Source organism: Haemophilus sp. HMSC066D02 (assembly GCF_001810545.1).
In the GTDB taxonomy this organism is placed as follows: Bacteria; Pseudomonadota; Gammaproteobacteria; order Enterobacterales; family Pasteurellaceae; genus Haemophilus_D.
This window is the reverse complement of sequence record NZ_KV801824.1, coordinates 8,165-34,926: the sequence shown is the minus strand read 5'-3', so window position 1 is coordinate 34,926 and position 26,762 is coordinate 8,165. Positions and strand designations below refer to the sequence as shown.

Here is a 26,762-nt window from a genome sequence, read left to right as displayed (position 1 = left end):
CGGTCAATTTTGACCGCACTTTGTTTATCTAAAAAGTAAAAATTACACTTCTTCTGCAGGGAAGACAAATGGATTTAATCCACTGCGCGCGAAGCCTTTTTCTTCCATTTCAATATCTAAGAAAATCGATGCCAAATCATCAGCCACTGCCTCAACGTTAGGATCTTTTTCTTGGAACATGATTTTTAAGTAGCTTTGGCAATCACCACAGGTTTCAGCACGAACAAGAGCAAGCTCTTCATTTAATGACCACATTTCAAGATTTTTGTGTTCATTACAATTAGTACATTGAGCTCGGACTAAATTCCATTCGCTTTCACAAAGGCTACAGTGTAAATAACGTAAACCTTGTGATGTGCCGATATGAACAACACTTGCCACTGGTGCAGAACCACAAACAGGGCAGTAATGCAGATTATCTGTACCTTCTTGACGGCTATTATGAGGAATTTGTTGAGCCAATTGTAACCAATAAAGAGAAAGTGCAGCCCAGATAAAGACAGCTTTATCAGTGCTCACTAAATTAAATTCTTGGCTTAAAAGATGAGTAGCCATTTCTTCAAGCTCTTTATCAGAGGCTTTTTCAAGATTTTCAATAGTAGCAGTAACCTGCTCATTCGCTTTTGGTTTTATGCTATGTAAAATTTCTTTGAGATATTCAATCCAAATGTCTGATCGTTTAAATGTTTTAGCATTTAACGGTTCAATTTCATTTAAATTATCGAAATGCTGTTTTTCTAATGGATTTTTTTCAAATACGCTTAATTGGGTTTCCACAACATCTGCAGCAAAGAGTAAATAATCAGCCAGTGGATGATCTTTTGCTAATTCTCTTAAACGTTTTGCACGACGTTGATAAAGATTTTTAGGGTTAGCAAACAAAACAGGTGGAATATCGTATGAATTCTTTTTTTGTTTGATTTCGTCTGCAGATAAGATTTTGATACTCATAATAGTCTCTTAAGTATTGATAAGAAAAAGTGCGGTCAATTTTAACCGCACTTTTTGATTTTAGCCATTGATACCTTTGAACAATGCTTTGGTTTTTACTTTTTTACCTTCAGCTTCATTTTCGAGGTCTTCTTCTAGCTTAGGAAGTACTTCATCTCGATACCATTTCGGGTGGTGTTTTTTCGCCCAACGAACAGTTACCCAACCTTCCACAATACCGCGAATAGATCCTTTAATCCAGAATGCCATGTACATGTGTACCAAAATACCGGTGAACAACATGAATGCACTTAAAGAGTGAAGGAAAATCGCAAAACGTAATACCGGAATAGAGAAGTAGTGCGAGAAATACTGACGCCACATAATGATACCGGTTACAAGTAAAGTGACCATCGCCAAGTTCAATGTCCAGAATAACATTTTTTGACCAAGGTTATACTTGCCGTTATCTGCAACAGCGTGCTCATTCCCTTTTAATACTTCAACGATGCCTTTTAACCAACGAATATCGTTTTTCTCTGGAATGTTGTGATCCCAGTAAAGATAGCCGAGGAAAATAAAGGCAACGAACATAATGATACCGGTGAACGGGTGAATTGCTCGAGCCAGTTGCGGAGTACCTAAAATTTCAGTTAACCACGCAAAATCTGGGAAGAAGAATGCCACACCAGTAAACATCGTCATAAAGAAGCAGATTACGAGCAACCAGTGGCTAAAACGAGCAGGCGTTCTATGACGAATGATTCGAGTATCATTGCTAATCTCAATCTTACTCATCTTTGCCTCCTTTTTTATCTTCTTCTTCAAATTCATGGTGATGATCTTCTACATCTTCTTCAACGTTTGGACCTACAGCTAAGTAGTGAGCGATTTCAGCAAGTGCTAGACCACCCATTGCTACAGCTGCTACCGGTTTCAATACATCTTTCCAAAGGGTGACGGTTAGGTCAACTTTTGGATCTTTTGGAAGACCAGAATAAAGTTCAGGTTTATCCGCATGGTGTAATACATACATTACGTGTGTACCACCTACGCCTTCAGGGTCGTAGATACCTGCGTTTTCGTAACCACGTGATTTTAAGTCAGCAACACGTTGTTCTGCGTAGAGTTTCATCTCTTCTTTAGAACCAAAACGAATTGCACCGGTTGGACATGTTTTCACGCAAGCCGGTTCTTGGCCTACAGAAACACGATCCACACAAAGGGTACATTTGTACACACGGTTGTCTTCTGGGTTCATACGTGGAATGTTGAACGGACAACCTGCGATACAGTAACCACAACCGATACATTTATCAGATTGGAAATCCACAATACCGTTTGCATATTGGATAATTGCGCCTGGTGCAGGACAAGCTTTTAAACAGCCTGGTTCTGAACAGTGCATACAACCATCTTTACGGATTAACCATTCTAAACGATCATTTTCTTCAACTTCGTTAAAGCGCATTACCGTCCATGCTTTTGCATTGAGATCTACTGGGTTATCGTAGATCCCCACACATTGAGCATTAACATCAGAACGGATGTCATTCCACTCTGAACAGCCCACCTGACAGGCTTTACAACCGATACAGGTGGATACATCGATTAATTTTGCTACTTCAACTTTATGATCACGCGCTTGAGGTGCTGGTGTTAAACCAGACGTAGCGGAGACCTTGATAATGTCTTGCGATTGAACGCCTTGACCACTTCCTGCCATATTATGCCTCCGCTTTCTCAATGTTTACCAAGAATGTTTTATATTCTGGTGTTTGAGTGACTGCTTCACCCCAAGATGGTGTTAAGGTGTTGGTGGAGAAACCACGATTACCTTTACCATTTAAGGCTTTCATGTTCCAGTGAATTGGAATACCCACGTGATGTACGGTACGTCCGTCGACTTCTAAATCTTTCAAACGTTTTGTTACCACTGCAACGGCTTTAATGTAGCCACGGCGAGAAGTAATTTTTACCATATCACCTTTTTGGATGCCTTTTTCTGCTGCTAATTTCTCACCAATTTCCACGAATTGTTGAGGTTGGGCGATGATATTTAACGCAGATTGAGCAGTCCAACTGTGGAAGTGCTCGGTCAAACGATAAGTGGTTGCCACATAAGGGAAATCTTTGTTTGAACCGATAAATTCACGGTCTTCTTTATAAATACGAACAGTCGGATCAGAGACGACACTTGGGTGTAGTGGGTTAGTGTCAATCGGACTTTCAATTGGTTCATAGTGTTCAGGCATAGGACCATTCGCAATTTTATCTACAGCGAATAGACGGCCAACACCTTCTGCAGACATAATAAACGGACCTGCATCAGAACCTGGTGGTTGTGTGCCATAGTCAGCGACATCTAACCAGTTCCAGTTTTTACCATTCCATTTGATTAATTGACGGTGTTTATCCCAAGGATTACCGTTAATATCAAGTGAAGCACGACTGTAAAGGATACGACGGTTTGCCGGCCATGCGAAGCCCCAACCTAATGTACAACCTAAACCAGATGGGTCAGAGTTGTCACGGTTTGCGGTTTGGTTACCTTTTTCAGTCCATTGACCCACATAGATCCAGTTACCTGATGAGGTTGTACCGTCATCACGTAAGTGAGCGAATCCGTTAAGTAATTGACCTTTTTTATACATGACGTTGCCATCAGCATCGAGAAGATCAGCAAGCGCGTAACCATTCAATTCTTTCGCTAATTCTACAGAACTTGGTGAATGCGGTTGAGCATAGTTCCAAGTCATCGCTTCGAAAGATTCGATACCACGACCACCTTCTTTTTGATAAAGGTGATGCATTTCTTCACGAATCATAGAAAGAATTTCAACATCTGGTAACGCTTCACCTGGTTGGTCACAGCCTTTCCAGTGCCATTGAGCCCAACGACCAGAGTTAGCAATAGAACCATCTTCTTCTGCGAAACAGGTGGTTGGTAAACGGAATACTTCAGTTTGAATATCTGCTGGATTCACATTGTTTGATTCACCAAAGTTTTTCCAGAATTCAGAAGATTCAGTTTGAAGCGGATCCATCACGATTAAGAATTTCAATTTGCTCATACCTGCAACAGTTTTGTTTTTGTTCGGTAATGAGTTTAATACGTTGAAACCTTGTAAAATCCAACCGTTCAATTTGCCATCATTCATTAACTTAACATGAGTGATAGGGTCGTATAAGCGGTCTGCTTTTGGTAAGAAATCGAAACCCCAACCATTTTCTTTGGTTGCTTTATCACCATAGAACGTTTTCATCATACTCACGAAGAATTTCGAGGTATTACGATAGTAGTTCACTTGGTTTGGTACGATATCTTTTGGCGTAATCGCATTAATGTATTGTTCGTAAGACGTATCTTTGTCATTCGGTAAACGCATATAACCAGGTAAAGACATCGGCAATAAGCCCATATCTGTTGTACCTTGTACGTTTGAGTGTCCACGTAATGCATTAATACCGCCTCCTGGCATCCCCATATTACCTAAGAGTAATTGGATCATAGCCATTGAACGAATATTTTGAGTACCGATTGTATGTTCAGTAAAGCCTAACGCATATAAGTGCGTCATGGTTTTATTCGGTGCAGAGGTTTTACCAATTTCTTCACAGATTTGTAAGAAGAGTTTTTGCTTAACACCGGTAATACGTTCAACTATTTCTGGGGTATAGCGAGAAACGTGATCTTTCAAGATATTAATCACACAACGTGGATCTTGTAAGGTCATGTCACGTTTAGCATTACCATTTTCATCAAATTGGTAATTCCATTTAGATTTATCGTAAGTACGTTTTTCTTCATCAAAGCCTACGAATAAACCATCTTCAAATTTGAAACCTTCATCAACTAAGAATGAAGCATTGGTATAGTGTTTAACGTATTCGTGTTGAATTTGGTTAGTTTCCAATAAGTAACGGATCACACCCATTAAGAATGCGATATCAGAACCGGAACGAATTGGTGCATGAAGGTCAGCTACAGAAGCTGTACGGTTAAAGCGAGGGTCAACCACGATGATTTTCGCACCGTTTTTCTTCGCTTCGATCGCCCAACGGAAGCCAACAGGGTGAGCTTCAGCAGGGTTACCACCTTGAACAATAATAAGATTGGCGTTTTTGATGTCAACCCAGTTGTTTGTCATGGCACCGCGACCAAATGATGGAGCAAGACTTGCTACCGTTGGTCCGTGTCAAGTATTCGCTTGGTTACACATCGGCACTATGCCCAACATTCGAACCCATTTATGAGTAAGAAGTGCGGCCTCGTTGCTCATGGCGGAGGCGGTCATAATACCAGTAGAGGTCCAACGGTTAACGGTTTTGCCACTTGCGTCTTTTTCAACGAAGTTCGCATCACGGTCATCTTTTAATAAACGAGAAACGCGTTTGATCGCTTCTTCCCAAGAAAGACGAACCCATTTGTCCGAACCCGGTGCTCGATATTCAGGGTATAATGCACGGCTTTCACTATTAACATAGTCTAACGCGCCCGCACCTTTAGGACATAATGCCCCACGGCTTACCGGATGGTCTGGGTCACCTTCAAGGTGGAATAATTTAGAACGGGTATTGGTGCCTGTATGGCTGCTTAAAGCATCGTAAGGTTTGCCTGTGCTATATAACAACATACCACAGCTCACTGCACAATATGTACAGGTGTTACGGGATTCAAAAGCCCGTAATAATTTGTATTCACGTGGTGCCGCTAAGACAGATGATGGTGCAAAACCCAACATTGCCGCAGACGTCCCCGCCATACCACCTGCACAGATCTTAAAGAACTTACGTCTAGAGACCTGCATAATCACTCCTTCATAACGGCGAACCGTTAAGATATTTCGATAGTATAAATTCGTATAGATAATTTATTTGATTTCGTTAAAATAACGTATCAACCATTAAATTGATTATAACAATGACCAATTTAAACGGAGTCGATTTTAACTATTTTTTAACCGAAAATCTATAATCAAAACTTGTTATAATCGCTTTAAAACTTGAGCTAGATCACAAAACAAACATTTTTTGTTAAAAAAAAGTAACATTTTTACAACAGTCATTTTATTGGGAAAAAATAATGCACTGGATAATCCAAAAAACAATTAATTTTTTAAAAAAAACATCTGAAAATCCGACCTCACTTTTAGTGGAAAAACAAGATAGTTTGGCTGCGGAAGTCCCTGTTTCACTTGTCTATAATGGTATTGCACATACCGTCATGATGTGCTCTCCCCAAGATTTAGAGGATTTTGCTTTAGGCTTTTCATTAGCGGAAGGTATTATTGAGAAAAAAGCGGATATTTATGGCATAGATGTGGTGGAAGTATGCAATGGCATTGAAGTGCAAATTGAATTATCTAGCCGTCAATTTGTAGCATTAAAAGATCATCGCCGTACATTAACAGGTAGAACAGGATGTGGCATTTGCGGCACAGAACAAATCTCACAAGTTTATAAAAAATTGCCGAAATTAGACCGCACTTTCCAATTTAATTTAAATTTATTAGATGGCTGTTTAGAACAATTACAAGCTAATCAAGAACTCGGGAAAGAAACAGGTGCAACACATGCTGCGGCTTTTTTTGATTTATCCGGCAATTTACTGGCGATTCGAGAGGATGTCGGGCGGCATGTAGCGCTAGATAAGTTAATCGGCTGGCATGCTAAACAGGATCAACCGCAAGGATTTGTACTTGTTTCAAGCCGAGCCAGTTATGAAATGGTTCAAAAATCGGTCGCTTGTGGTATCGAGTTACTTGTCGCGATTTCTGCTGCGACAGATCTTGCTGTCAATATGGCTGAACAACACAATCTTTCCCTTATCGGCTTTGCTCGCCCAGGAAAAGCCAATATTTATTCTGGGAAAGAGCGGTTGGTTTTAGCTTAAGTTTTATCTATTAAAAAGTGCGGCCAAAAACATTCTTATTTTTGACTGCACTTTTTTTTATTCCGTTTATTCTTTTGGCGATTTACCCTCTAAGAGTACTTCAGAAACCCAACGTTGAGTCAGGCGTTTGCCTTCTTGATCTGTACCAAATTTCATAAAATCAATATCCACCAGTTTTAATTTGCTAGCAGGTAGGAAACCTGGTGCAGGTTCTGCATGGATATTGGTTGGAAGTTGATAAGAATCTGATTCTTTCCATGGAATTTCTTGGGCTTCTTTGCTTAGCACAAAATCCATAAACAGTTTGGCATTATCAAGATTTCTAGCTCCTTTAATGATGCTTGCCCCGCCTAAAGAATAGCCCACGCCTTCGCATGGTAAAATGCCTTCAACTGGTGCACCATTTTTCTTCTCACGCGGATAAACCAACATAAAACCTAAATCAATCGCCACGGTACCGTTAGCCAAATAGTTGCTGGCAAGGCCTGTTTTGGTATGTTGCATGAGATTTGGTTCTAGTTTCTTCAGATAGTCAAAGGCTTTTTCTTCTCCCCATAATGTGGAAAAAGTACTGATAAGTGAGTAACCAGTACCGGAAACACGAGGGTCAGGGTATTGAATGTAACCTTTATATTCTGGTTTTATCAAGTCTGCATAGCATTTTGGGGTAGGAATATTTAATTCTTTCAATTTTTTAGTATTGACCCCAATACCTAGTTCCATTAAGTAAATCACAGAAGTGAAATTACCGCGTTGATCCATTAAAGATTTAAATTGTGGCATGATGTCTTTTTGTAATGGGGAACGATAGGATTCAAGCAAGCCTAACTCTGCGGCTTGAAGATGGGGTTCAATGGTGCCACCAAACCAGAAATCAGCTTGTGGGTTTTCTTTTTCAGCTTTAATTTTGCCTAATACGACGCCTGTACTATTACGTACAAATTGTGCATCTACATTGTATTTTTTACTAAAGGCTTGAGTGACTTTTTCGCATACAACGTTTTGTACGCTGCAATAGACAGTGAGTTTACCTTCAGCCTGTGCGTGAGATGTGAAGGCGAGAGCCGCAAGGGTAGAAAGTGCGGTTAATTTTAGTGTTGTTTTAATTGACATTGTGTCTCCTTTAACTTCGTCAATATTTAGTAATTATTTGATATTGCTAATATAAAGGGGAGGAGTAAATTTGTAAATATCAGGTTGTTTAAAAATATAATTCCCACTATAATCCCTGTAAATTTAACCAGATTAAAATAAGAGCGATGGATATTTCAGAATTACTTGATGGCTTGAATGATAAACAACGTGAAGCAGTGGCAGCACCACTTGGTAATTACCTTGTGCTTGCTGGTGCAGGAAGTGGTAAAACTCGTGTATTGACTCATCGTATTGCTTGGTTGATTGCCGTAGAAAATATTTCTGAAGGCAGCATTATGGCGGTAACCTTTACCAATAAAGCCGCTGCTGAAATGCGCCATCGTATTCAAGATACCTTATCTAAACATTCTCAATCGAATCTATTTGGTATGTGGATTGGCACATTCCATAGCATTGCCCATCGATTATTACGCGCTCACCATTTAGATGTAAACTTGCCACAAGATTTCCAGATTTTGGATTCTGAAGACCAACTTCGTTTAGTAAAACGCTTGATGAAATTGCACAATTATGATGATAAAGCATTTCCACCCAAACAAGCGTGCTGGTATATCAATAATAAAAAAGATGAAGGTTTAAGACCGCAAGATATTAATGATTTTGGTGATCGTCAGGAAAAAGAGTGGATTAAGATTTATCAAATTTATCAAGATACTTGTGATCGTGCAGGCTTGGTGGATTTTGCTGAATTGTTAATTCGTGCGTATGAATTATTTGCTAAAAAGCCTGTGATTTTGCAACGCTATCAGCAACGTTTTCAGCACATTTTGGTGGATGAGTTTCAAGATACCAATAAAATCCAATATGCCTGGATCAAAATTCTTGCCGGTAATACGGGTAAAGTGATGATTGTGGGCGATGATGACCAATCCATTTATGGATGGCGTGGTGCGCAAGTCGAAAATATTCAAAAATTCCTAAAAGATTTCAACGCTGAAACTATTCGTTTGGAGCAAAATTATCGTTCTACCGGCAATATTCTGAAAAGTGCCAACCAACTTATTTCGAATAATAGTGATCGCCTCGGTAAGAATTTATGGACCGACGGTGAAATGGGGGAGCCAGTAGGTATTTATGCAGCATTTAATGAATTAGATGAGGCAAAATTTGTGGCGTCTCAAATCCAAAATTGGGTAGATGACGGTGGGAAATTAGATGATTGTGCTGTTTTATATCGTAGTAATAGCCAATCTCGTGTTATTGAAGAAGCCTTGATTCGTTGCCAAATTCCTTATCGGATTTATGGCGGGATGCGATTTTTCGAACGCCAAGAAATTAAAGATGCATTGGCGTATTTACGCTTAATTAATAATCGTCAAGATGACGCCGCGTTTGAACGTGTGATTAATACGCCTACGCGTGGTATTGGTGATCGTACTTTAGATGTGTTACGAAATTTAACCCGTGAACGTCAAATAACCTTATGGCAAGCAGTGCAAGTGGCCACACAAGAAAATATGCTAACGGGACGCGCTTCAACCGCATTGCTTCGTTTCCAAGAGTTGATTAATTCTTTACAGGTGGATACAGCCGAAATGCCACTGTTTGCACAAACTGATTTCGTGATTAAACATTCTGGCTTATACGATATGTATAAACAGGAAAAAGGCGAGAAAGGTGAAGTACGTATTGAAAACTTAGAAGAATTGGTGACGGCAACCCGAGAATTTATCAAACCTGATGAAGCAGAGGATATGACCGATCTTACCGCCTTTTTAACTCATGCTTCTTTAGAAGCGGGAGAAGAGCAGGCTTCACCGCATCAATCTTGTGTGGAAATGATGACCTTACACTCAGCAAAAGGCTTGGAATTTCCGCGCGTATTTATGGTGGGGGTAGAAGAGGGCGTATTCCCAAGTTTCCGTTCATTTGAAGAGCCTGGTCGTTTGGAGGAAGAACGCCGTCTTGCTTATGTGGGCATTACTCGAGCGAAGCAAAAACTTACTATTTGTTATGCTGAAAGTCGTCGTGTTTACACGAAAGAAGAACGCCATTTACCTTCGCGTTTTATTGCAGAATTGCCATCAGAGTGCATTCAAGAAATCCGTTTACGCGGAACAGTCACCCGAGCATTAAACCAAGCGAAAGTAGGGAGTTTAAGCACGAGTTTGCCAGAAAATGAATGGAAAATGGGGCAAAAAGTGAAACATGAAAAGTTTGGTTTTGGCACTGTTATAAACGTTGAAGGCTCAGATAATAACACCCGTTTACAAATTGCTTTCCAAGCTCAAGGAATTAAGTGGTTGATTGCACATTTGGCAAAATTAGAAAAAGTGCGGTAGAATCGGGAGGATTTTATTGCAACGAGTATGAATATTGATGTTTATGCTCAAGGTGCCAAGTGCGAAAGCATTCGAAGAAATGACCGCACTTTTATCATGTGGGAAGTAGATGTTTAAATTTATTTTAAAACGTATTTTGATGGTGATTCCTACCTTTATCGCCATCACTTTTGTGACTTTTGCGCTCATTCATTTTATTCCGGGGGATCCCGTGGAGATCATGATGGGAGAGCGAGGTTTAACGCCAGAAGTTCATCAACAAATGATGAAACAACTTGGTCTCGATTTACCGTTGTATCAGCAATATTTCAATTATATTGGTAATGTAATACAAGGCGATTTTGGTGAATCATTCCGTACTCAACAACCTGTTCTGACTGAGTTTTTCACACTTTTCCCTGCCACGTTTGAATTGGCTTTCTTTGCACTATTTTGGTCATTAATTGCCGGCATTACGCTAGGAACGATTGCTGCCGTCAAGAAAGATAGCTGGATTTCTCATACCGTGACAGCTATGTCATTAACGGGTTATTCCATGCCAATTTTCTGGTGGGGATTAATTTTGATCTTATATGTTTCACCTTGGTTAGATTTACCACAAGGGGGACGTTTAGAAGACAGTTTCTGGATCGATACACCAACCGGTTTTATGTTAATCGATACTTGGCTTTCAGGCGTGCCAGGCGCCTTTGTAAATGCCATTAAGTCATTGATTCTACCATCTATTGTACTAGGTACCATTCCACTTGCGGTGATTACCCGAATGACACGTTCTTCGATGTTGGAAGTGTTAGGTGAAGATTATATTCGTACAGCGAAAGCCAAAGGCTTAAGTTATACCCGAATTGTGATTGTTCATGCGCTACGTAATGCACTGATCCCTGTTGTGACCGTGGTGGGATTGATTGTAGGACAGTTATTATCCGGTGCAGTTTTAACCGAAACAATTTTCTCATGGCCGGGTATTGGTAAATGGATTATTGATGCGATTTCTAATCGTGATTATCCAGTCTTACAAGGCGCTGTGTTGATTATCGCTACAATTATTATTGTGGTGAATTTGACGATCGATTTACTTTATGGCGTGGTAAACCCACGTATTCGCCATCAATAAGGAGCCTTATTAATGACGGAACAAACTTTATCTATTGAAACGATTGCGCCTCGCACACCGTTGCAGGAGTTTTGGTTTTATTTCAAACAAAATAAAGGGGCGGTGATTGGGCTCACTTTTATTCTTGTCGTAGCATTAATCAGTATTTTTGCTCCTTGGATTGCACCTTTTGATCCTATAGAACAAAATCGTTCAGCGCTATTGTTACCGCCTGCGTGGTATGAAGGCGGAAATTCAGCTTATTTACTGGGTACGGATGACATTGGTCGAGATATTCTTTCTCGCATTATTTATGGTACGCGCATTTCTGTTTTTGCAGGTTTCATTATTGTCATTTTATCTTGCATTTTAGGTACGAGTCTTGGCTTGCTTGCAGGCTATTATGGTGGAGCATTAGATACATTAATTGTTCGTTTCATTGATATCATGTTGGCTATCCCAAACTTGCTTTTAACCATTGTGGTGGTGTCAATTTTAGAGCCCTCTTTAACGAATGCGACGTTGGCGATTGCCGTGGTATCCATTCCAAGTTATGTGCGTTTAACACGTGCGGCGGTATTGAATGAGAAAAACAGAGATTATGTCACTTCTTCACGAGTGGCGGGAGCTAGCGTATTACGTTTAATGTTTATTGTGATTTTACCGAATTGTCTTGCACCGCTTATCGTGCAAATGACGATGGGAATTTCTAACGCGATTTTAGAGCTAGCAACCTTAGGTTTCTTAGGTATCGGCGCAAAACCACCAACACCGGAATTGGGCACTATGTTATCTGAATCACGTAGCTTTATGCAGGCAGCAAACTGGTTGGTTACCATTCCAGGTTTAGTAATTTTATCGCTTGTTTTAGCATTTAACTTAATGGGTGACGGGTTGCGTGATGCACTCGATCCAAAATTAAAACAATAGGGGGCAGAATGGCATTATTAGATGTAAAAGAGCTTTCTGTTCACTTTGGTGATGAAAAAGCACCTTTTAAAGCGGTGGATCGTATTAGCTACCAAGTCAATCAAGGCGAAGTATTAGGTATTGTCGGCGAGTCAGGTTCAGGGAAATCAGTAAGTTCCCTTGCTGTGATGGGCTTAATTGATTTTCCTGGGCGTGTTTCAGCGAAAGGGCTAGAATTTGAAGGAAAAGATCTCTTAAGCTTACCGCCAAAAGAAAAGCGGGAATTAGTTGGGGCAGATATTGCCATGATCTTCCAAGACCCGATGACAAGCTTAAATCCTGCTTATACAGTAGGTTTCCAAATTATGGAAGCGATTAAGGCGCATCAAGGCGGCAGCAAAAAAGAACGTCGTGAACGCACCTTAGAGCTATTACGTTTAGTCGGTATTCCTGATCCTGAATCACGTATTGATGTTTATCCGCATCAGCTTTCTGGTGGGATGAGCCAACGCGTTATGATTGCTATGGCGATTGCATGTAAACCGAGATTACTCATTGCAGATGAACCAACCACCGCACTGGATGTGACTATTCAAGCTCAAATTGTAGATTTGTTGCTTGAGTTACAGCAAAAAGAATGTATGTCGTTGATTCTGATCACGCACGATCTTGCGTTAGTTGCAGAAGCGGCACATCGTATTATTGTGATGTATGCAGGACAAGTAGTGGAAGAAGGACGAGCAGAAGATATTTTCCGTGAACCCAAACATCCTTATACTCAAGCGTTATTGCGTTCTTTACCTGAGTTCGCAGAAGGTAAATCTCGTTTGCAATCTTTACCTGGTGTGGTGCCAGGTAAATACGATCGCCCACAAGGTTGTTTGTTAAATCCACGATGTCCGTATGCGACCGATCTTTGTCGAAGTGTTGAACCTGAATTGCGTCAAATAGGAAATCGACAAGTAAAATGTCACACCCCATTAAATGCCCAAGGAGAACCTAGCAATGTCTAATGTCGCACAAGAAAATGCACCATTGCTCAATGCCATTGGGCTGAAGAAATATTATCCTGTCAAAAAAGGGATGTTTGCTAAAACACAGCAAGTGAAAGCATTAGATGGTGTGTCTTTTTCCTTAGAACGTGGTAAAACCCTTGCGGTGGTAGGCGAGTCTGGTTGTGGTAAATCCACACTAGGCCGTCTTTTGACGATGATAGAAGAACCGACAGAAGGTGAGTTGTACTACAACGGGCAAAATTTCTTAGAGAATGATCACGAAACGAAAGCATTGCGCCGTCAGAAAATCCAAATAGTGTTTCAAAACCCTTATGCATCACTAAATCCGCGTAAGAAAATCGGCACAATTTTGGAAGAACCTTTAGTCATTAATACGAATTTATCAGCTAAAGAACGTAAACAAAAAGTATTGTCCATGATGGCAAAAGTGGGATTACGTGCAGAGTTTTATGATCGCTATCCACATATGTTTTCGGGTGGACAACGCCAACGTATCGCGATTGCTCGTGGTTTAATGCTTGATCCTGACGTGGTTGTAGCGGATGAACCTGTTTCAGCGTTAGACGTATCTGTTCGTGCGCAAGTGCTGAATTTGATGATGGATTTGCAAGCTGAGCTAGGTTTATCTTATGTCTTTATTTCCCATGATCTTTCGGTGGTTGAGCATATTTCTGATGAAGTGATGGTGATGTATTTAGGTCGTTGTGTTGAAATGGGTACAAAAGAGCAGATCTTTAAAAATCCACAACATCCTTATACGCAAGCTTTGCTTTCAGCGACACCAAGATTGTCACCTGAATTACGTCGTCAACGGATTAAATTAACAGGAGAATTACCAAGTCCGATTAATCCACCAAAAGGTTGTGCATTTAATCCACGTTGTTGGAAAGCGACCGATAAATGTCGAAATGAGCAGCCTAAATTGGAAAAATATCCTGATGGTAAGTTAATTGCTTGTTTCCATCTCGATTAGAAAGAGAAAAGAAAATGACCGCACTTGTTGATTAAGTGCGGTCATTTTTTTAGAGGTTTTGAGTACGATAGCGGAAATTGAAGAAGACAAAGATGCCAAGTGCAATCATCGCTAATGCTGCCCCCGTAAAGCCAATATATTCAAGACCGACATGACGAGCGATTTGGTTACCAAACAGTGCACCTGCACCGATACCCGCATTGAAAATACCGGAATAAATAGCACTTGCTACATCCGTTGCGTCAGGAGCAAGTTGTAGTACACGCATTTGTAAGGCAAGTCCGATACAAGAGATGCCAATACCCCAAATAAAAGCAAGAGTAAACATCGTGGCGGTATAACTTGCAGAAACAAGCATAAAGGCTAAAGAGACTGCCAATAAAATCATTGCCGTACTGATAAATTGGGTTGGACCAAAACGGTATAAGCGGTTAAAGATCACACTTGCGGTAATGCCAGACACCCCAAATACCAACAAAATTATTGTCGCAAGATTTGGATCGAGTTCGCCGATTTGAACCATAAAGGGTTCAATGTAGGTATAAGCGGTAAAGTGCGCAGAAACAATGATTACCGTTGTGGCATAAAGTCCAATCAGTAATGGACGTTTCGCTAAAATTGGCAGACTAGATAACGAGCCTGCATTTTTACTTGGTAGATTTGGCAATAAACGCATAATGAATAGCATCACAACCAAAGCTAATGCGGCAATGATTGCAAAAGTAATACGCCAACCAACTAATTGACCGACTAAACGGCCTAATGGTAAGCCTAAAATAGTTGCAAGGGATGTCCCGATAGCGAGCATACCAATGGCTTGTGTTTTCTTATTCTTCGGTGCCACACGCATCACTAATGACGCAGTAATTGCCCAGAAGAGTGAATGCGCTACCGCAATACACATACGAGCAATGAGAAGAATCCAATAATTCCACGCAATGACTGAGATAATATGGCCGATGATAAAAATCACAAAAAGTTTCAGCAATAAGCCTTTACGTTCCATATCACCTGTCGCGAGCATGGCGGGTAAAGACATAATCATAACCGTCCAAGCATAAACGGTCATCATTAAACCCACATCGGAGCTTTGCATATCAAAACTTTGTCCGATGTCAGTGAGTAACGCAACTGGCACAAATTCCGTGGTGTTAAAAATAAAAGCGGCGCAAGCCATGATGACTACGCGCCAATATTGGGTTCTTTCTGCTTTCTGATAAAATGACATTATTTTAATTTCTCTTTAATTAATTCTTTCAATTGATGGCGGAAATTTTTATCAATATTTAACTTATATTGTGGAGCGTAACAGCTATCGAAAAAGCGAATTGGCAATGCGAGTTTTTTGTATTTTTCGTCAGTTAATCTTAAAGTTAAATTGATGTCACATTGTACATTATCTAAATCAATGGCTCCAGAACCTTCACCTAAAAGTGCGGTTGTTTTTAAGCTTATTTTATCTACTTTGAGTAAATGGTTTTCGAACGAAAGATGTGATTCAAAACGTTCGTAAGGTGTATTCATATTTCTGCTGGCAGTTAAATCACTGTTGTAGTTAATTGGTAAATACTGTGCCGCCATATCCAATAAATTTAATCCTAAAAGTTCCCCATTTTGAGCGTCGAAACTGAATTCTCCTTTAGTGAGTTCTGAATTGGTTAGGGCGAGTTGGATATTAAAATCTGCATTGCCTGTTAATGTATTAGGGAAGTTTAGTAAGGCGATAAGTTGCGTCATTGGGAAATTTTTACCGGAAAAATTGACCGCACTTTGTTGCTCTTTATGACTAAATTTAAAAGTGGCTAAACAATGTTGGCAATCTGGCTGTAAATAGGCATTGACGGTTTTAACCGGTTTTGAGAAATCAACGTAAGTTTCAATGTAACCCAGTGGTTGTTGATTTAAACGGGCATTGACAAATTGAATCAGATTTTTGCCTTGGTGATTTAGGTTAATATTTCCCTTGCTAAACGCAAATTGATATTGCGTGTTTGTGCCATAAAGTGGTTTATCAAGAGAAATCGTAACCGCACTTTCACCTTTAAACGCAATGTTTTGGTTAAAAATATTTTTAAGTGAAAAATCAGTAAAACGACCATGAATATTGGTATGGTTTAGGGCTTGTTCACTGAGTTTAAAATGAGTGATTTGTACATCTTCTAAAATCGGGTTACCTGAAAAAAGCGGGAAGAGTGCAAATTTAGCTTCAATGTTTTCAGCTGAAAGTTGATGGTATTTCAAACCCGATAAATTTACCGTTGGTTGAGGTAGAAGGTTTAGTGAAAAATCATTTACTTGAATATCATATTGCGCTAAATGATCGGCAATGCTGTTTTTCAGTTGATTGAGTTGAATATAGAAAAAAGCAAAGATCGCAAACAGCACGATCAACAGGCTAATTGCGATCTTTTTCATGGATTAATCCTCATTAATTCGGCTTGCCACTGCATTTTGCTGATGTTTATATTTGGCATCTTTACGACTGGTGTAAGGGCGCGCTGCCGGGCCGCTTAACACTTCGAAACTCAATGCACCAATCACCATATTAGGACGTAATGCTAAAGGTAATTTGCCGGAGTTGTAGAATTCCAACACAATTTTGCCTTCCCAACCTGGATCGATACGATGTGCGGTTACATGTACCATTAAACCTAAACGAGCAAGTGAAGAACGACCATCTAGCCAACCGATAATATTGGCAGGGAGTTTCACAGACTCTAATGTGGTTGCTAACGCCAACATACCAGGATGTAAGAAGAAGGCTTCATCATCACCGATAACAATTTCGTCACTCATCACTGATTCAAGTTGAGCAGAGACTTCTTCTTTCGGGCCACTTAAATCAATATAAGGTGCGGAATGTTCACGAAATACGCGAAATGAATTGCCTAAACGCACATCAATAGTTGCCCCATTGATTTTGTCATTTTCAGGACGAGGCGTTAAAGAAATAATGCCATCATCTAGATAGCGTTCGATATCGGTATCGCAAAGACGCATGATTTTTCCTATTTTTGGTTTAATAAATGAAGAATTTGAGCTTTTAACATATTAATCGCAATACGGTTTTTACCACCGCGAGGAATCACGATATCCGCATATTGTTTTGATGGCTCGATAAATTGTAAGAACATTGGACGAACAGTTGCACGATATTGATCAATAACAGATTGTAACGAACGGCCTCGTTCTTCCATATCACGTTGTAAACGGCGGATAAAGCAAATATCTAATGGGGTATCCACGAATACAGAAATATCGGCTAATTGGCGAACTCGCTCATCAGTAAGCAATAAAATCCCTTCTAAAATCACAATTTTTTTCGGCGTGAAGTGCTTGGTTTCGCCTGTTCGGGTGTGATCAACATAACTGTAGACTGGAATATCAACGGCAGTTCCGTTTTTTAAGTCTTTTAAGTGTTGAATGAGTAAATCTCTGTCCATTGAACTCGGGTGGTCATAGTTGGTTTTTACTCGCTCACTCATCTCTAAATGGCTTTGATCTTTATAGTAGCTGTCTTCAGCAATAATGCCGATTTCTTCACAACCTAAGTCGTTACAAAGTTCTTTATGAACGGTGGAAGCAATAGAGCTTTTTCCTGAAGCGGATGCCCCCGTGATAGCGATGATAATACAAGATGAGTCTGACATAGAACGTCCTCAAAAACGGAAGGTAAAAATTACAAGGATTATAAAGAAAAATCAGTTTAAATTCATCTTTCTTTTTTATTTAAATTTTTTAAATTTGTGAAGTAGTTCACGGAATTTTTTTTCGTTTTCGCTTACGATGTGCTCGTTTTTATTATTTCATCAGTGTTATTTATGAGGAGTGTACGATGAAAATGAATAAAATTTCTCTCTCCATTTCAACCGCACTTTTAGCTGTAGGCTTCATGACATCATCAGCTGTTAATGCTCAAGGGCGTTTAGTGGTGTATTGTAGTGCGACTAACATTCTTTGTGAAACGACAACTAAAGCCTTTGGCGAAAAATATGATGTGAAAACCTCATTTATTCGCAACGGTTCAGGCAGTACTTTTGCAAAAGTTGAAGCAGAAAAAAATAACCCGCAAGCAGACGTATGGTTTGGTGGTACATTCGACCCTCAAGCACAAGCGGCTGAATTAGGCTTAATCGAACCTTATAAATCTAAACACATTGATGAAATCGTAGAACGTTTCCGTGATCCAGCGAAAACCAAAGGACATTATGTGTCTGCGATTTACATGGGTATCTTAGGTTTTGGTGTGAATACTGAGCGTTTAGCTAAATTAGGTATTAAAGAAGTACCAAAATGCTGGAAAGATTTAACCGATCCTCGCTTAAAAGGTGAAGTGCAAATTGCTGATCCACAAAGTGCGGGTACAGCTTACACTGCATTGGCTACTTTCGTTCAACTTTGGGGCGAAGATAAAGCGTTTGATTTCTTAAAAGCATTGCATCCAAACGTATCTCAATACACCAAATCAGGTGTCACCCCATCTCGTAATGCAGCACGTGGTGAAACTGCGGTAGGTATCGGTTTCTTACACGATTATGCACTTGAAAAACGTCAAGGTGCACCGTTGGAATTAGTGGTACCTTGTGAAGGTACCGGCTACGAGTTAGGTGGCGTGAGTATCTTAAAAGGTGCACGTAACATCGATAACGCAAAATTATTCGTGGATTGGGCATTATCTAAAGAAGGTCAAGAGTTAGCGTGGAAACAAGGTGATTCTTTACAAATCTTAACCAATACCACAGCAGAACAATCGCCAACTGCGTTTGATCCAAACAAACTTAACCTCATCAATTATGACTTTGAAAAATACGGTGCAACTGAACAACGCAAAGCCTTAATTGAAAAATGGGTTCAAGACGTTAAATTAGCGAAATAGTTTATAGATGAATTAGGCGGGGATGTCCGCCTAATTTTTTAGCCTGTAGCTAAAATATAAAAGGGAGTCAATCAATGAAAAAATCAACTATATCTTTGAGCCTGTCAGCTGCTTTTTTTAGCGGGATCTTTTTTACTAGTTCAGCAATTGCTGAAGGTCGGTTAGTAGTATATTGCAGCGCACAAAACTCAGTGTGTGAAAAACAAGTGCAATCTTTTGCTAAAAAATACAATGTAGATGCTAGTTTTATTCGTAATAGTTCAGGCAGTACACTAGCTAAAATAAAGGCTGAAACAAATAATCCACAAGCTGATGTGTGGTATGGTGGAACATTTGATACACATTCTCAGGCTGCCGAGATGGATTTGCTAACTGCATATCAATCACCAATGCTGACAGAAGTTATGCCTCAATTTAAAGATCCTGGACGTCGTAAAGGAAATTACAGCTCCGTAGTTTATATGGGGGTGTTGGGTTTTGGAGTGAATACAGAAAAATTGAAAAAATTAGGAATTACTGAAACTCCAAAATGCTGGAAAGATTTACTTGATCCTAGATTTAAGAATGAAATTCAAATTTCAGATCCTCAAAGTGCTGGAACTGCATATACCGCAATAGCAACATTTGTTCAGCTTTGGGGAGAGGATGAAGCATTTAATTATTTAAAAGCATTAGATAAAAATATTTCACAGTATCCTAAAGCTGGAACTGCACCCGCTCATAATTTAGCTCGAGGGGAAACAACAATAGGTATTGGCTTTTTACAGAACTATTCTTTTGAAAAACAGAATGGTGCACCTATAGAGGTAGTTGTTCCTTGTGAAGGTACCGGCTATGAACTTGGCGGCGTAAGTGTAATTAAAAATGCCCGAAATTTAAAAAATGCCGAATTGTTTGTCGATTGGGTTATGTCTAAAGAGGCACAAGAAATTTCTTGGAAAGAAGCACAATCACATCACATTCTTACAAATATAAATGCTACGTCTTCACCTTATGCCTTGAAATCTAATGAGCTAAATTTAATTAATTATGATTTTAATAAATTTGGTGCGTCAGATGTGCGTAGTGGCTTGATCGACCGTTGGGTGAGAGAAGTTAAATTAAATAAATAAATGGAGGCTTTATGAGAAAGCAGTATTATTTTCTCAATTCCAATCTATTTTGGGTAATGCTTGCTATGGCAGGCTTTGCCCTTTTACCTTCTATGGCATTATATTATGGCATTTTTGATTCAACAGAAGATGAAATCCTAGCAGCTATGGGGTGGAGCTCAATAAATTTGAGTTGGGTTTGGTTTGGTTCTTTATTTCTTATTCCTATATTTTCTTTTTTATATAAAGGAAAAGGAGCCGTACAACAAGGTAAAATAGAGTTTTTATTAGCTTGCTTAATTTTTTCTTTTGTAATGATTTCAGCAAGTATTGAAAAATTCAGCTTGGGTTATTCTGAGTTTATTCTTACAATTGCTTTAATTGGTATTTCAACGAATGCTCTTGCCAAAATGAAAGTGATGCAAAGTGATAAATTCGTTATCGCATCACTATTGAGTATTGTATTACTTATATTTTTCTTTATTGTTTATCCTACTTTAGCCATTTTTATCTCAATGTTTTACAAAGGAGATGAATTTGTGCCTGGGCAGGTGCTCGACATAGTTAAACAGCCTTATGTTATACGTATTATTTTAAACTCATTAGCTGTCGCAGGGACAATCGGTATTCTTGCAACAGCGTTTGGTTTAGTATTTGCGCTTTATACCACTAGAATTGCAAAGCGTAGTGCAGTTATTGGTAAAATATTCTCCATTCTTCCAATTGTGACCCCTCCATTTGTCGTTGGTTTAGGGGTAACATTAATGCTAGGTCGTTCAGGATATATTACTCATTATTTAGTTGAGTATTTAGGATTCGAAAGTAATTGGTTGTACGGTTTTACTGGAATTGTTATTGCTCATACCCTAGCATTAACACCAATGTCTTTTATGATATTGGAGGGAGCTTTAAAGTCCATCCATCCATCAATTGAGGAAGCTGCATATACTTTAAGAGCAAATCGTTATCAAACTTTCTTTAATATTATTTTTCCATTACTTAAACCTGCATTAGCAAATTCTTTTTTAGTTGTCGCTATTCAATCTATAGCTGATTTTAGTACTCCGTTAGTTTTAGGCGGAAGCTTTGATGTTATTTCTTCACAGATTTACTTTTATATAGCTGGTTCTCAATTAGATTATGCATCCGCAAGTACACTAGGAACAATTCTTCTAATTTTCTCATTGGGTATTTTTATTATTCAATATTGGTGGATTGGTAATCGTTCATATACTACTGTATCAGGGAAATCTTATCGTGGCGATGTACAAGATCTTCCTGTAACAATGAAATATGCTATTACGTTTATCTTAGCATTTTGGATTATATTTAATGTTCTATTATACGGTAGTATTTTTTACGGTAGTTTTACAGTGAATTGGGGTGTTGATTATACTTTAACTCTCAAAAATTATATTACTTTATTTGGTCAAGGATTTAGTGATGGAGCATGGCCATCGTTAATTCAAACAGTCATTTTTGCTGCAACAGCTGCACCTATCACTGCATTATTTGGTTTGCTTATCGCTTATATTACAGTTAGACGGGAATTTAAAGGTAAAAAAACTTTAGAATTCCTAACTTTGTTATGTTTTGCCGTACCAGGTACAGTTGCAGGGGTATCCTACATACTTGCCTTTAATGATGCGCCAATTTATATAACTGGGACTGCATTAATTGTTATTTTATCAATGGTTATGCGTAATATGCCTGTAGGTATGCGAGCGGCTATTGCTGGATTAGGACAACTAGATAAATCTTTAGATGAGGCCTCTCTATCATTAAAAGGAAGCTCTTTTAAAACTATTTGTTTTATTGTTTTCCCTTTATTAAAACCAGCCTTGCTTTCAGCTCTTGTAACTAGCTTTGTTAGAGCAATGACTACAGTAAGTGCAATTGTATTTTTAGTTACAGCAGATACTCGTGTTGCTACATCTTATATTCTAAATCGCGTAGAAGATGGCGAATACGGAATTGCAATTGCATATGGTTCAATTCTAATAGTAGTCATGATGGCCATTATTTTATTCTTTGACTGGATTGTGGGTGATACCCGAATTTCCCGTTCTAAAGCGAAAAAAATGAATTAACTCGTTAAGTTGTAGGTAAATATTATGAGTAATAATGATTTCTTAGTATTAAAAAATATCACTAAATCTTTTGGTAAATCCACAGTCATTGATAATTTAGATTTAACCATTAAACGTGGCACCATGGTGACCTTATTAGGGCCATCTGGTTGCGGTAAAACGACTGTATTACGTTTAGTAGCCGGCTTAGAAAACCCAACTTCAGGACAAATTTTTATTGATGGTGAAGATGTAACCAAATCATCTATTCAAAATCGTGATATTTGTATCGTATTCCAATCTTATGCGTTGTTCCCGCATATGAGTATCGGTGATAACGTAGGCTATGGTTTACGTATGCAAGGTGTGGGAAAAGAAGAACGAGCTAAGCGTGTAAAAGAAGCCTTAGAGTTAGTTGATTTAGCAGGTTTTGAAGATCGTTTTGTGGATCAGATTTCAGGTGGTCAACAACAACGTGTCGCTTTAGCGCGTGCGTTAGTGTTAAAACCAAAAGTATTACTTTTTGATGAGCCATTAAGTAACTTAGATGCAAACTTACGTCGTTCTATGCGTGAGAAAATTCGTGAACTGCAACAAAGTTTAGGCATTACCTCACTTTATGTGACTCATGACCAAACTGAAGCGTTTGCGGTATCCGATGAAGTTATCGTCATGAATAAAGGTAAAATCATGCAAAAAGCGCCAGCAAAAGAGCTTTATTTGCGTCCAAATTCTTTATTCCTTGCAAACTTCATGGGCGAATCGAGCATCTTTGAAGGTAAATTGGAAAATAACACCATTGACGTGAATGGCTACAAATTACCATTAAGCAATGCGGCACAATTCAATTTACCAGATGGTGAATGCTTAGTAGGCGTACGTCCTGAAGCAATTTACTTAAAAGCAGAAGGCGAGGCAGCACAACAATGTGAAATCAAGAGTGCAGTCTATATGGGAAATCACTGGGAAGTGGTGGCAATTTGGGCAGGCAAAGAATTGCTCATTAACACCAAACCAGAAGACTTCAATGCTGATCTCAAACAAGCTTATGTGAACTTCTCTGAACAAGGTATTTTCTTGTTGAAGAAAGAGAAATAATATCAATTTAAGGGCGTATGGAAGCATACGCCTTTTCTTTTAAAATCCTTTCAAAATTGACCGCACTTTTCCGCTCATTTTTACTTTATCTAACAGAGCTGTATAATGTCTCGCTTTTGAATATAAATGATAGAAGGAGAAAGCTCATGATTAAAACCGATACCTTACCGCAATTTTTGCGTAACAAAGTGGCAGAAAATGATGCTTTTGGTCTTGTAGAGGGCTTGTGCCAATTATTACGTAGCAGCCCCACAGAAAAAATTTCGCCGACCTTGCATTTATTTAAGTTTATCTTAAAGAACGATAAAGAATTAGGCTATTCTGTTTCGAAATTATTATGCGGTTGGTTATGTGGTTTACGTCTTTATCCCTTGTTTATTAGCAGCGGAATTCTTACGCGTGGCGGTTTTGGACAAGAAATGAAAACGCGTATTTATGAGCGTTTTAACCCGTCTTTTAAAGATATTAATGATTTACGTGATATTTTTTATTTATTGTTTAGCGATAAAAATGATGCCCGCTGGATTGATGCCGTCCCATTGAAAACATGGCGAGGCGTATTTGGTGTTTTAACCCGTTATACAGAACAAAAAGATCGTGAGCGTTTAAAAAATCATATTGAAAGTGAAGGGCTATTTGCCATTGAAATGCTTTCAATTTGGATTGCCGCTGAAGATATGGATCCTGAGCTGATGCGAATGGAACCTTCTCTGTTGAATGCAGATTCGCCTTTTGTGGCTTTACACCATGAAGTGGTTGATTGGGTAGAGGCGCGTCGCCAATCAACGGTTTTTGATGATAGTCATTTACAGGTAATGTTTGATCAATGTAAGGCATTGATTATTGGCTTACAGAAACGTGGGGCGGTAGTGGGATCATCCTTAAATACGGCGTATTTATTGGAACGTCTTTCCCAGACTTTAGAACGATTAGAAACCTTGATGGCGATTTTTGTTTCAAATCGCTATTTGCCGCGTCGAATCTTATTATTAACCGGTTGTTTTGCTCGTGCAGCAGCAGAACGACATAGTATTTCGCGACTATGGAAACAAAGCTCAGGATTGATGGCTCGTAGTGTTACGCAGAATGCCGGCGATCATGGTGAGCATTACATTACTCGAGATAAAAAAGAGTATTGGGCAATGTTTTACTCCGCGGCAGGTGGTGGTGTATTAATTGCACTGATGGCGCTATTTAAAATCTATCTAGGCAGCATTATTGATGACAAAGTCTGGAAAGGGATTGCCGAAGGCTTAAATTACGGCTTAGGTTTTATGGTGATTTTTATGTTGCATTTTACGGTTGCAACGAAACAGCCAGCCATGACTGCCGCCCGTTTTGCTGAGGCTGTTGAGAAAACGCCTCAAGGTAAAACCGTCAATATGAAATTAGCCCAATTATTAGTGGATGTATTTCGTTCTCAAAGTATTGCGGTGCTAGGCAATGTGCTCATTGCGATGGGCTTAGCGGCATTGATTGCGTTTGGTTACCAATATAAAACAGGTGAGCCGTTGATGAATGCTGATCAAATCGCTTATCAGTTGCATAGCATTGATCCTTTTGCGGGAACCTTATGGTTTGCAGCCATTGCGGGTGTATGGTTATTCTGCTCGGGGATTATTTCGGGCTATTTTGATAACCGCAGCAATTATTTGAATATGCGCATGCGTTTAACCCAACATCCGTTATTGAAAAAATTGATGTCTGAGAAATCTCGCGTTAAATTTGCTAATTATATGCATGAGAATTATGGCTCACTTATCGGTAACCTTTGCTTTGGTATGTTGCTTGGTATTACGGGTGTGGTAGGGTACTTAACGCATCTTCCGTTAGATATTCGTCATGTGGCATTTTCATCTGCGAATGTAGGCTACATTGCAGTGAGCGGACAATTCACCTATTCATTACTTTTACAATGTATTGGTTTTGTATTGTTGATTGGTTTAGTGAATTTAATTGTCAGTTTTTCATTAACGCTTTGGGTTGCATTGCGTTCTTTGAATGCGGAAATTGATAGCTGGTGGCCAATTTGGCATGAAGTGTGTCAAATTGTGAAAAAACGTCCATTGAGCTTATTTCTTCCCGTTCAGTTAGATAAATAATCGTCTTAAGTGCGGTCAAAAATATCAATGTTTTTGACCGCACTTTCTTTTCGCACAATTTAATTTGCGTTATCATGTTGCTCATCTAATGCGATAACTTTATGAATTATTCTAATGAAACCTACATTTCTTGAACTTCGTCACCTAAGAACCTTGCTTGCTCTGAAGGAAACGGGCAGCGTTTCAATGGCGGCAAAACGTGTTTATTTAACACAATCGGCACTTTCTCACCAAATTAAGTTAATGGAAGAGCAATTTGGTTTACCTCTTTTTGAGCGTAAAAGTAATCCGTTGCGTTTTACCGCAGCTGGCGATCGTTTGATTCGTCTTGCCAATGAAATTCTTCCGAAAGTGGTTGATGCTGAACGTGAACTTGCTCGTGTAAAACACGGTGATGCAGGGCAGTTAAGAATTGCGGTGGAGTGTCATACTTGCTTCGACTGGTTAATGCCGGCGATGGATGAGTTTCGTCAACATTGGAGCTTGGTAGAATTGGATATTGTGTCTGGTTTCCACACAGATCCGGTTGGATTGTTATTATCTCATCGTGCAGATTGGGCGATTGTGTCTGAAGTTGAACAAAATGATGATGTTTTATTTAAGCCGTTATTTTCTTATGAAATGGTGGGAATATGTTCTAAAGATCATCCATTAGCCAATAAAGAGGTTTGGCAGGCGGAAGATTTCGCTGAAGAAACTTGGGTAACCTATCCCGTGCCTGATGATATGTTGGATTTATATCGTCAAGTATTGAAACCGAAAGGCATTAATCCTCCGCGCCGTACAACGGAGCTGACGATCGCCTTGATTCAGTTAGTAGCGAGTCGTCGTGGCATTGCTACCGTGCCTTATTGGGCGGCATTACCTTATTTAGAAAAAGGGTATGTGGTGGCGCGTAAAATTACAGAAGAAGGGTTATACAGTAACCTCTATGCCGCGATTCGTAAAGAAGATGCTAATTTAGCTTATATCGAAGATTTCCATCAAACAGTAAAAGCACAAAGTTTTTCGACCTTACCTGGTTTGTCTGTTTTAGAGTTGTAGTAGGTCAATATGTCAGAAGTAGTGACAGAAAATCCCATCAAAGCCGCGGCAAAAGCGGCATTTCCTTACAGTATGCCAATGCTTGCCGGTTTTTTATTTTTAGGCATAGCATACGGCATTTACATGAAAGCACTTGGATTCGGTGTTTGGTTCCCCGTTGCAATGGCAGCACTCATTTATGCGGGCTCAGTGGAATTTATTGCGGCCGCCGCCTTAGTTATGCCTTTT

At 39.3% G+C, this 26,762-nt stretch carries 22 protein-coding genes; 13 read left to right on the top strand and 9 right to left on the bottom strand.

Features of this window, described 5'->3' with window-relative positions; translation table 11 throughout:
* Window positions 1-42 precede the first annotated feature (42 nt).
* The 4 genes from fdhE to fdnG are packed head-to-tail and all read right to left on the bottom strand — an operon-like array spanning window position 43 to window position 5,741.
* On the bottom strand, window positions 43-951 hold the full coding sequence (gene fdhE / locus HMPREF2750_RS07325) for a formate dehydrogenase accessory protein FdhE (protein ID WP_049384057.1): 909 nt from the start codon (window positions 949-951) through the stop codon (window positions 43-45).
* 60 nt (window positions 952-1,011) lie between these two features.
* Complete coding sequence (locus HMPREF2750_RS07320; protein WP_049365400.1) at window positions 1,012-1,728, bottom strand: formate dehydrogenase subunit gamma; 717 nt, start codon at window positions 1,726-1,728, stop codon at window positions 1,012-1,014.
* A complete protein-coding gene (fdxH, locus tag HMPREF2750_RS07315) occupies window positions 1,721-2,656 on the bottom strand; it encodes a formate dehydrogenase subunit beta (RefSeq protein WP_049365401.1) in 936 nt (311 codons plus the stop codon). Before fdxH ends, HMPREF2750_RS07320 begins: the two co-directional genes overlap by 8 nt.
* Window position 2,657: 1 nt before the next feature.
* Window positions 2,658-5,741, bottom strand: a complete 3,084-nt coding sequence (gene fdnG / locus HMPREF2750_RS07310; RefSeq protein WP_143422667.1) for a formate dehydrogenase-N subunit alpha — start codon at window positions 5,739-5,741, stop codon at window positions 2,658-2,660.
* A gap of 275 nt (window positions 5,742-6,016) precedes the next feature.
* Between fdnG and fdhD the strand changes: the two genes are divergently transcribed.
* On the top strand, window positions 6,017-6,826 hold the full coding sequence (gene fdhD, locus HMPREF2750_RS07300) for a formate dehydrogenase accessory sulfurtransferase FdhD (protein WP_049384059.1): 810 nt from the start codon (window positions 6,017-6,019) through the stop codon (window positions 6,824-6,826).
* 66 nt (window positions 6,827-6,892) lie between these two features.
* Here fdhD and HMPREF2750_RS07295 read toward each other — a convergent pair whose 3' ends face one another.
* Complete coding sequence (locus tag HMPREF2750_RS07295) at window positions 6,893-7,939, bottom strand: ABC transporter substrate-binding protein (RefSeq protein ID WP_005699559.1); 1,047 nt, start codon at window positions 7,937-7,939, stop codon at window positions 6,893-6,895.
* Between the two features lie 146 nt (window positions 7,940-8,085).
* Here HMPREF2750_RS07295 and uvrD point away from each other — a divergent pair, with 146 nt between their 5' ends.
* The 5 genes from uvrD (at window position 8,086) to HMPREF2750_RS07270 (ending at window position 14,254) form a co-directional block, all read left to right on the top strand.
* Window positions 8,086-10,263 (top strand): DNA helicase II, encoded by a 2,178-nt coding sequence (uvrD, locus tag HMPREF2750_RS07290; RefSeq protein ID WP_070583214.1) that lies wholly within the window; start codon window positions 8,086-8,088, stop codon window positions 10,261-10,263.
* A gap of 109 nt (window positions 10,264-10,372) precedes the next feature.
* On the top strand, window positions 10,373-11,377 hold the full coding sequence (locus HMPREF2750_RS07285) for an ABC transporter permease subunit (protein ID WP_070583213.1): 1,005 nt from the start codon (window positions 10,373-10,375) through the stop codon (window positions 11,375-11,377).
* Between the two features lie 12 nt (window positions 11,378-11,389).
* Window positions 11,390-12,286, top strand: coding sequence for an ABC transporter permease subunit (locus HMPREF2750_RS07280; protein ID WP_049370181.1), 897 nt, complete (start codon window positions 11,390-11,392; stop codon window positions 12,284-12,286).
* Between the two features lie 8 nt (window positions 12,287-12,294).
* On the top strand, window positions 12,295-13,278 hold the full coding sequence (gene dppD / locus HMPREF2750_RS07275) for a dipeptide ABC transporter ATP-binding protein (protein WP_070583212.1): 984 nt from the start codon (window positions 12,295-12,297) through the stop codon (window positions 13,276-13,278).
* On the top strand, window positions 13,271-14,254 hold the full coding sequence (locus HMPREF2750_RS07270; protein WP_070583211.1) for a peptide ABC transporter ATP-binding protein: 984 nt from the start codon (window positions 13,271-13,273) through the stop codon (window positions 14,252-14,254). The genes dppD and HMPREF2750_RS07270 overlap by 8 nt, the downstream gene beginning before the upstream one ends.
* A gap of 49 nt (window positions 14,255-14,303) precedes the next feature.
* Here the strand turns inward: HMPREF2750_RS07270 and HMPREF2750_RS07265 are convergent, their stop codons facing one another.
* Genes HMPREF2750_RS07265 through udk form a run of 4 tightly spaced genes read right to left on the bottom strand, consistent with a single transcriptional unit; the run spans window position 14,304 to window position 17,904 of the window.
* Window positions 14,304-15,482: a sugar transporter gene (locus tag HMPREF2750_RS07265; protein WP_070583210.1), complete on the bottom strand. Its 1,179-nt coding sequence runs from the start codon at window positions 15,480-15,482 to the stop codon at window positions 14,304-14,306.
* On the bottom strand, window positions 15,482-16,669 hold the full coding sequence (locus HMPREF2750_RS07260) for an AsmA-like C-terminal region-containing protein (RefSeq protein WP_070583209.1): 1,188 nt from the start codon (window positions 16,667-16,669) through the stop codon (window positions 15,482-15,484). The genes HMPREF2750_RS07265 and HMPREF2750_RS07260 overlap by 1 nt, the downstream gene beginning before the upstream one ends.
* Before the next feature lie 3 nt (window positions 16,670-16,672).
* Complete coding sequence (gene dcd / locus HMPREF2750_RS07255; protein ID WP_070583208.1) at window positions 16,673-17,254, bottom strand: dCTP deaminase; 582 nt, start codon at window positions 17,252-17,254, stop codon at window positions 16,673-16,675.
* 8 nt (window positions 17,255-17,262) lie between these two features.
* Entirely contained in the window at window positions 17,263-17,904 is a 642-nt protein-coding gene (udk, locus tag HMPREF2750_RS07250; RefSeq protein ID WP_049372428.1) for a uridine kinase, read from the bottom strand.
* Between the two features lie 185 nt (window positions 17,905-18,089).
* Here udk and HMPREF2750_RS07245 point away from each other — a divergent pair, with 185 nt between their 5' ends.
* The 7 genes from HMPREF2750_RS07245 to HMPREF2750_RS07215 form a co-directional block, all read left to right on the top strand.
* On the top strand, window positions 18,090-19,130 hold the full coding sequence (locus HMPREF2750_RS07245) for an ABC transporter substrate-binding protein (RefSeq protein WP_049384066.1): 1,041 nt from the start codon (window positions 18,090-18,092) through the stop codon (window positions 19,128-19,130).
* Window positions 19,131-19,204: 74 nt separating this feature from the next.
* Window positions 19,205-20,242 (top strand): ABC transporter substrate-binding protein, encoded by a 1,038-nt coding sequence (locus HMPREF2750_RS07240; RefSeq protein ID WP_070583207.1) that lies wholly within the window; start codon window positions 19,205-19,207, stop codon window positions 20,240-20,242.
* A gap of 11 nt (window positions 20,243-20,253) precedes the next feature.
* Window positions 20,254-22,311: an ABC transporter permease gene (locus HMPREF2750_RS07235; RefSeq protein ID WP_070583206.1), complete on the top strand. Its 2,058-nt coding sequence runs from the start codon at window positions 20,254-20,256 to the stop codon at window positions 22,309-22,311.
* A gap of 24 nt (window positions 22,312-22,335) precedes the next feature.
* Window positions 22,336-23,388: a ferric ABC transporter ATP-binding protein gene (gene fbpC, locus HMPREF2750_RS07230; RefSeq protein ID WP_005696376.1), complete on the top strand. Its 1,053-nt coding sequence runs from the start codon at window positions 22,336-22,338 to the stop codon at window positions 23,386-23,388.
* 146 nt (window positions 23,389-23,534) lie between these two features.
* Window positions 23,535-25,490, top strand: a complete 1,956-nt coding sequence (locus HMPREF2750_RS07225; RefSeq protein WP_070583205.1) for a site-specific recombinase — start codon at window positions 23,535-23,537, stop codon at window positions 25,488-25,490.
* 114 nt (window positions 25,491-25,604) lie between these two features.
* Window positions 25,605-26,534 (top strand): LysR family transcriptional regulator, encoded by a 930-nt coding sequence (locus HMPREF2750_RS07220; RefSeq protein ID WP_005697769.1) that lies wholly within the window; start codon window positions 25,605-25,607, stop codon window positions 26,532-26,534.
* A 9-nt stretch (window positions 26,535-26,543) separates the two neighbouring features.
* The coding region (locus HMPREF2750_RS07215; RefSeq protein ID WP_186821581.1) for an AzlC family ABC transporter permease at window positions 26,544-26,762 on the top strand (219 nt) is incomplete at its 3' end.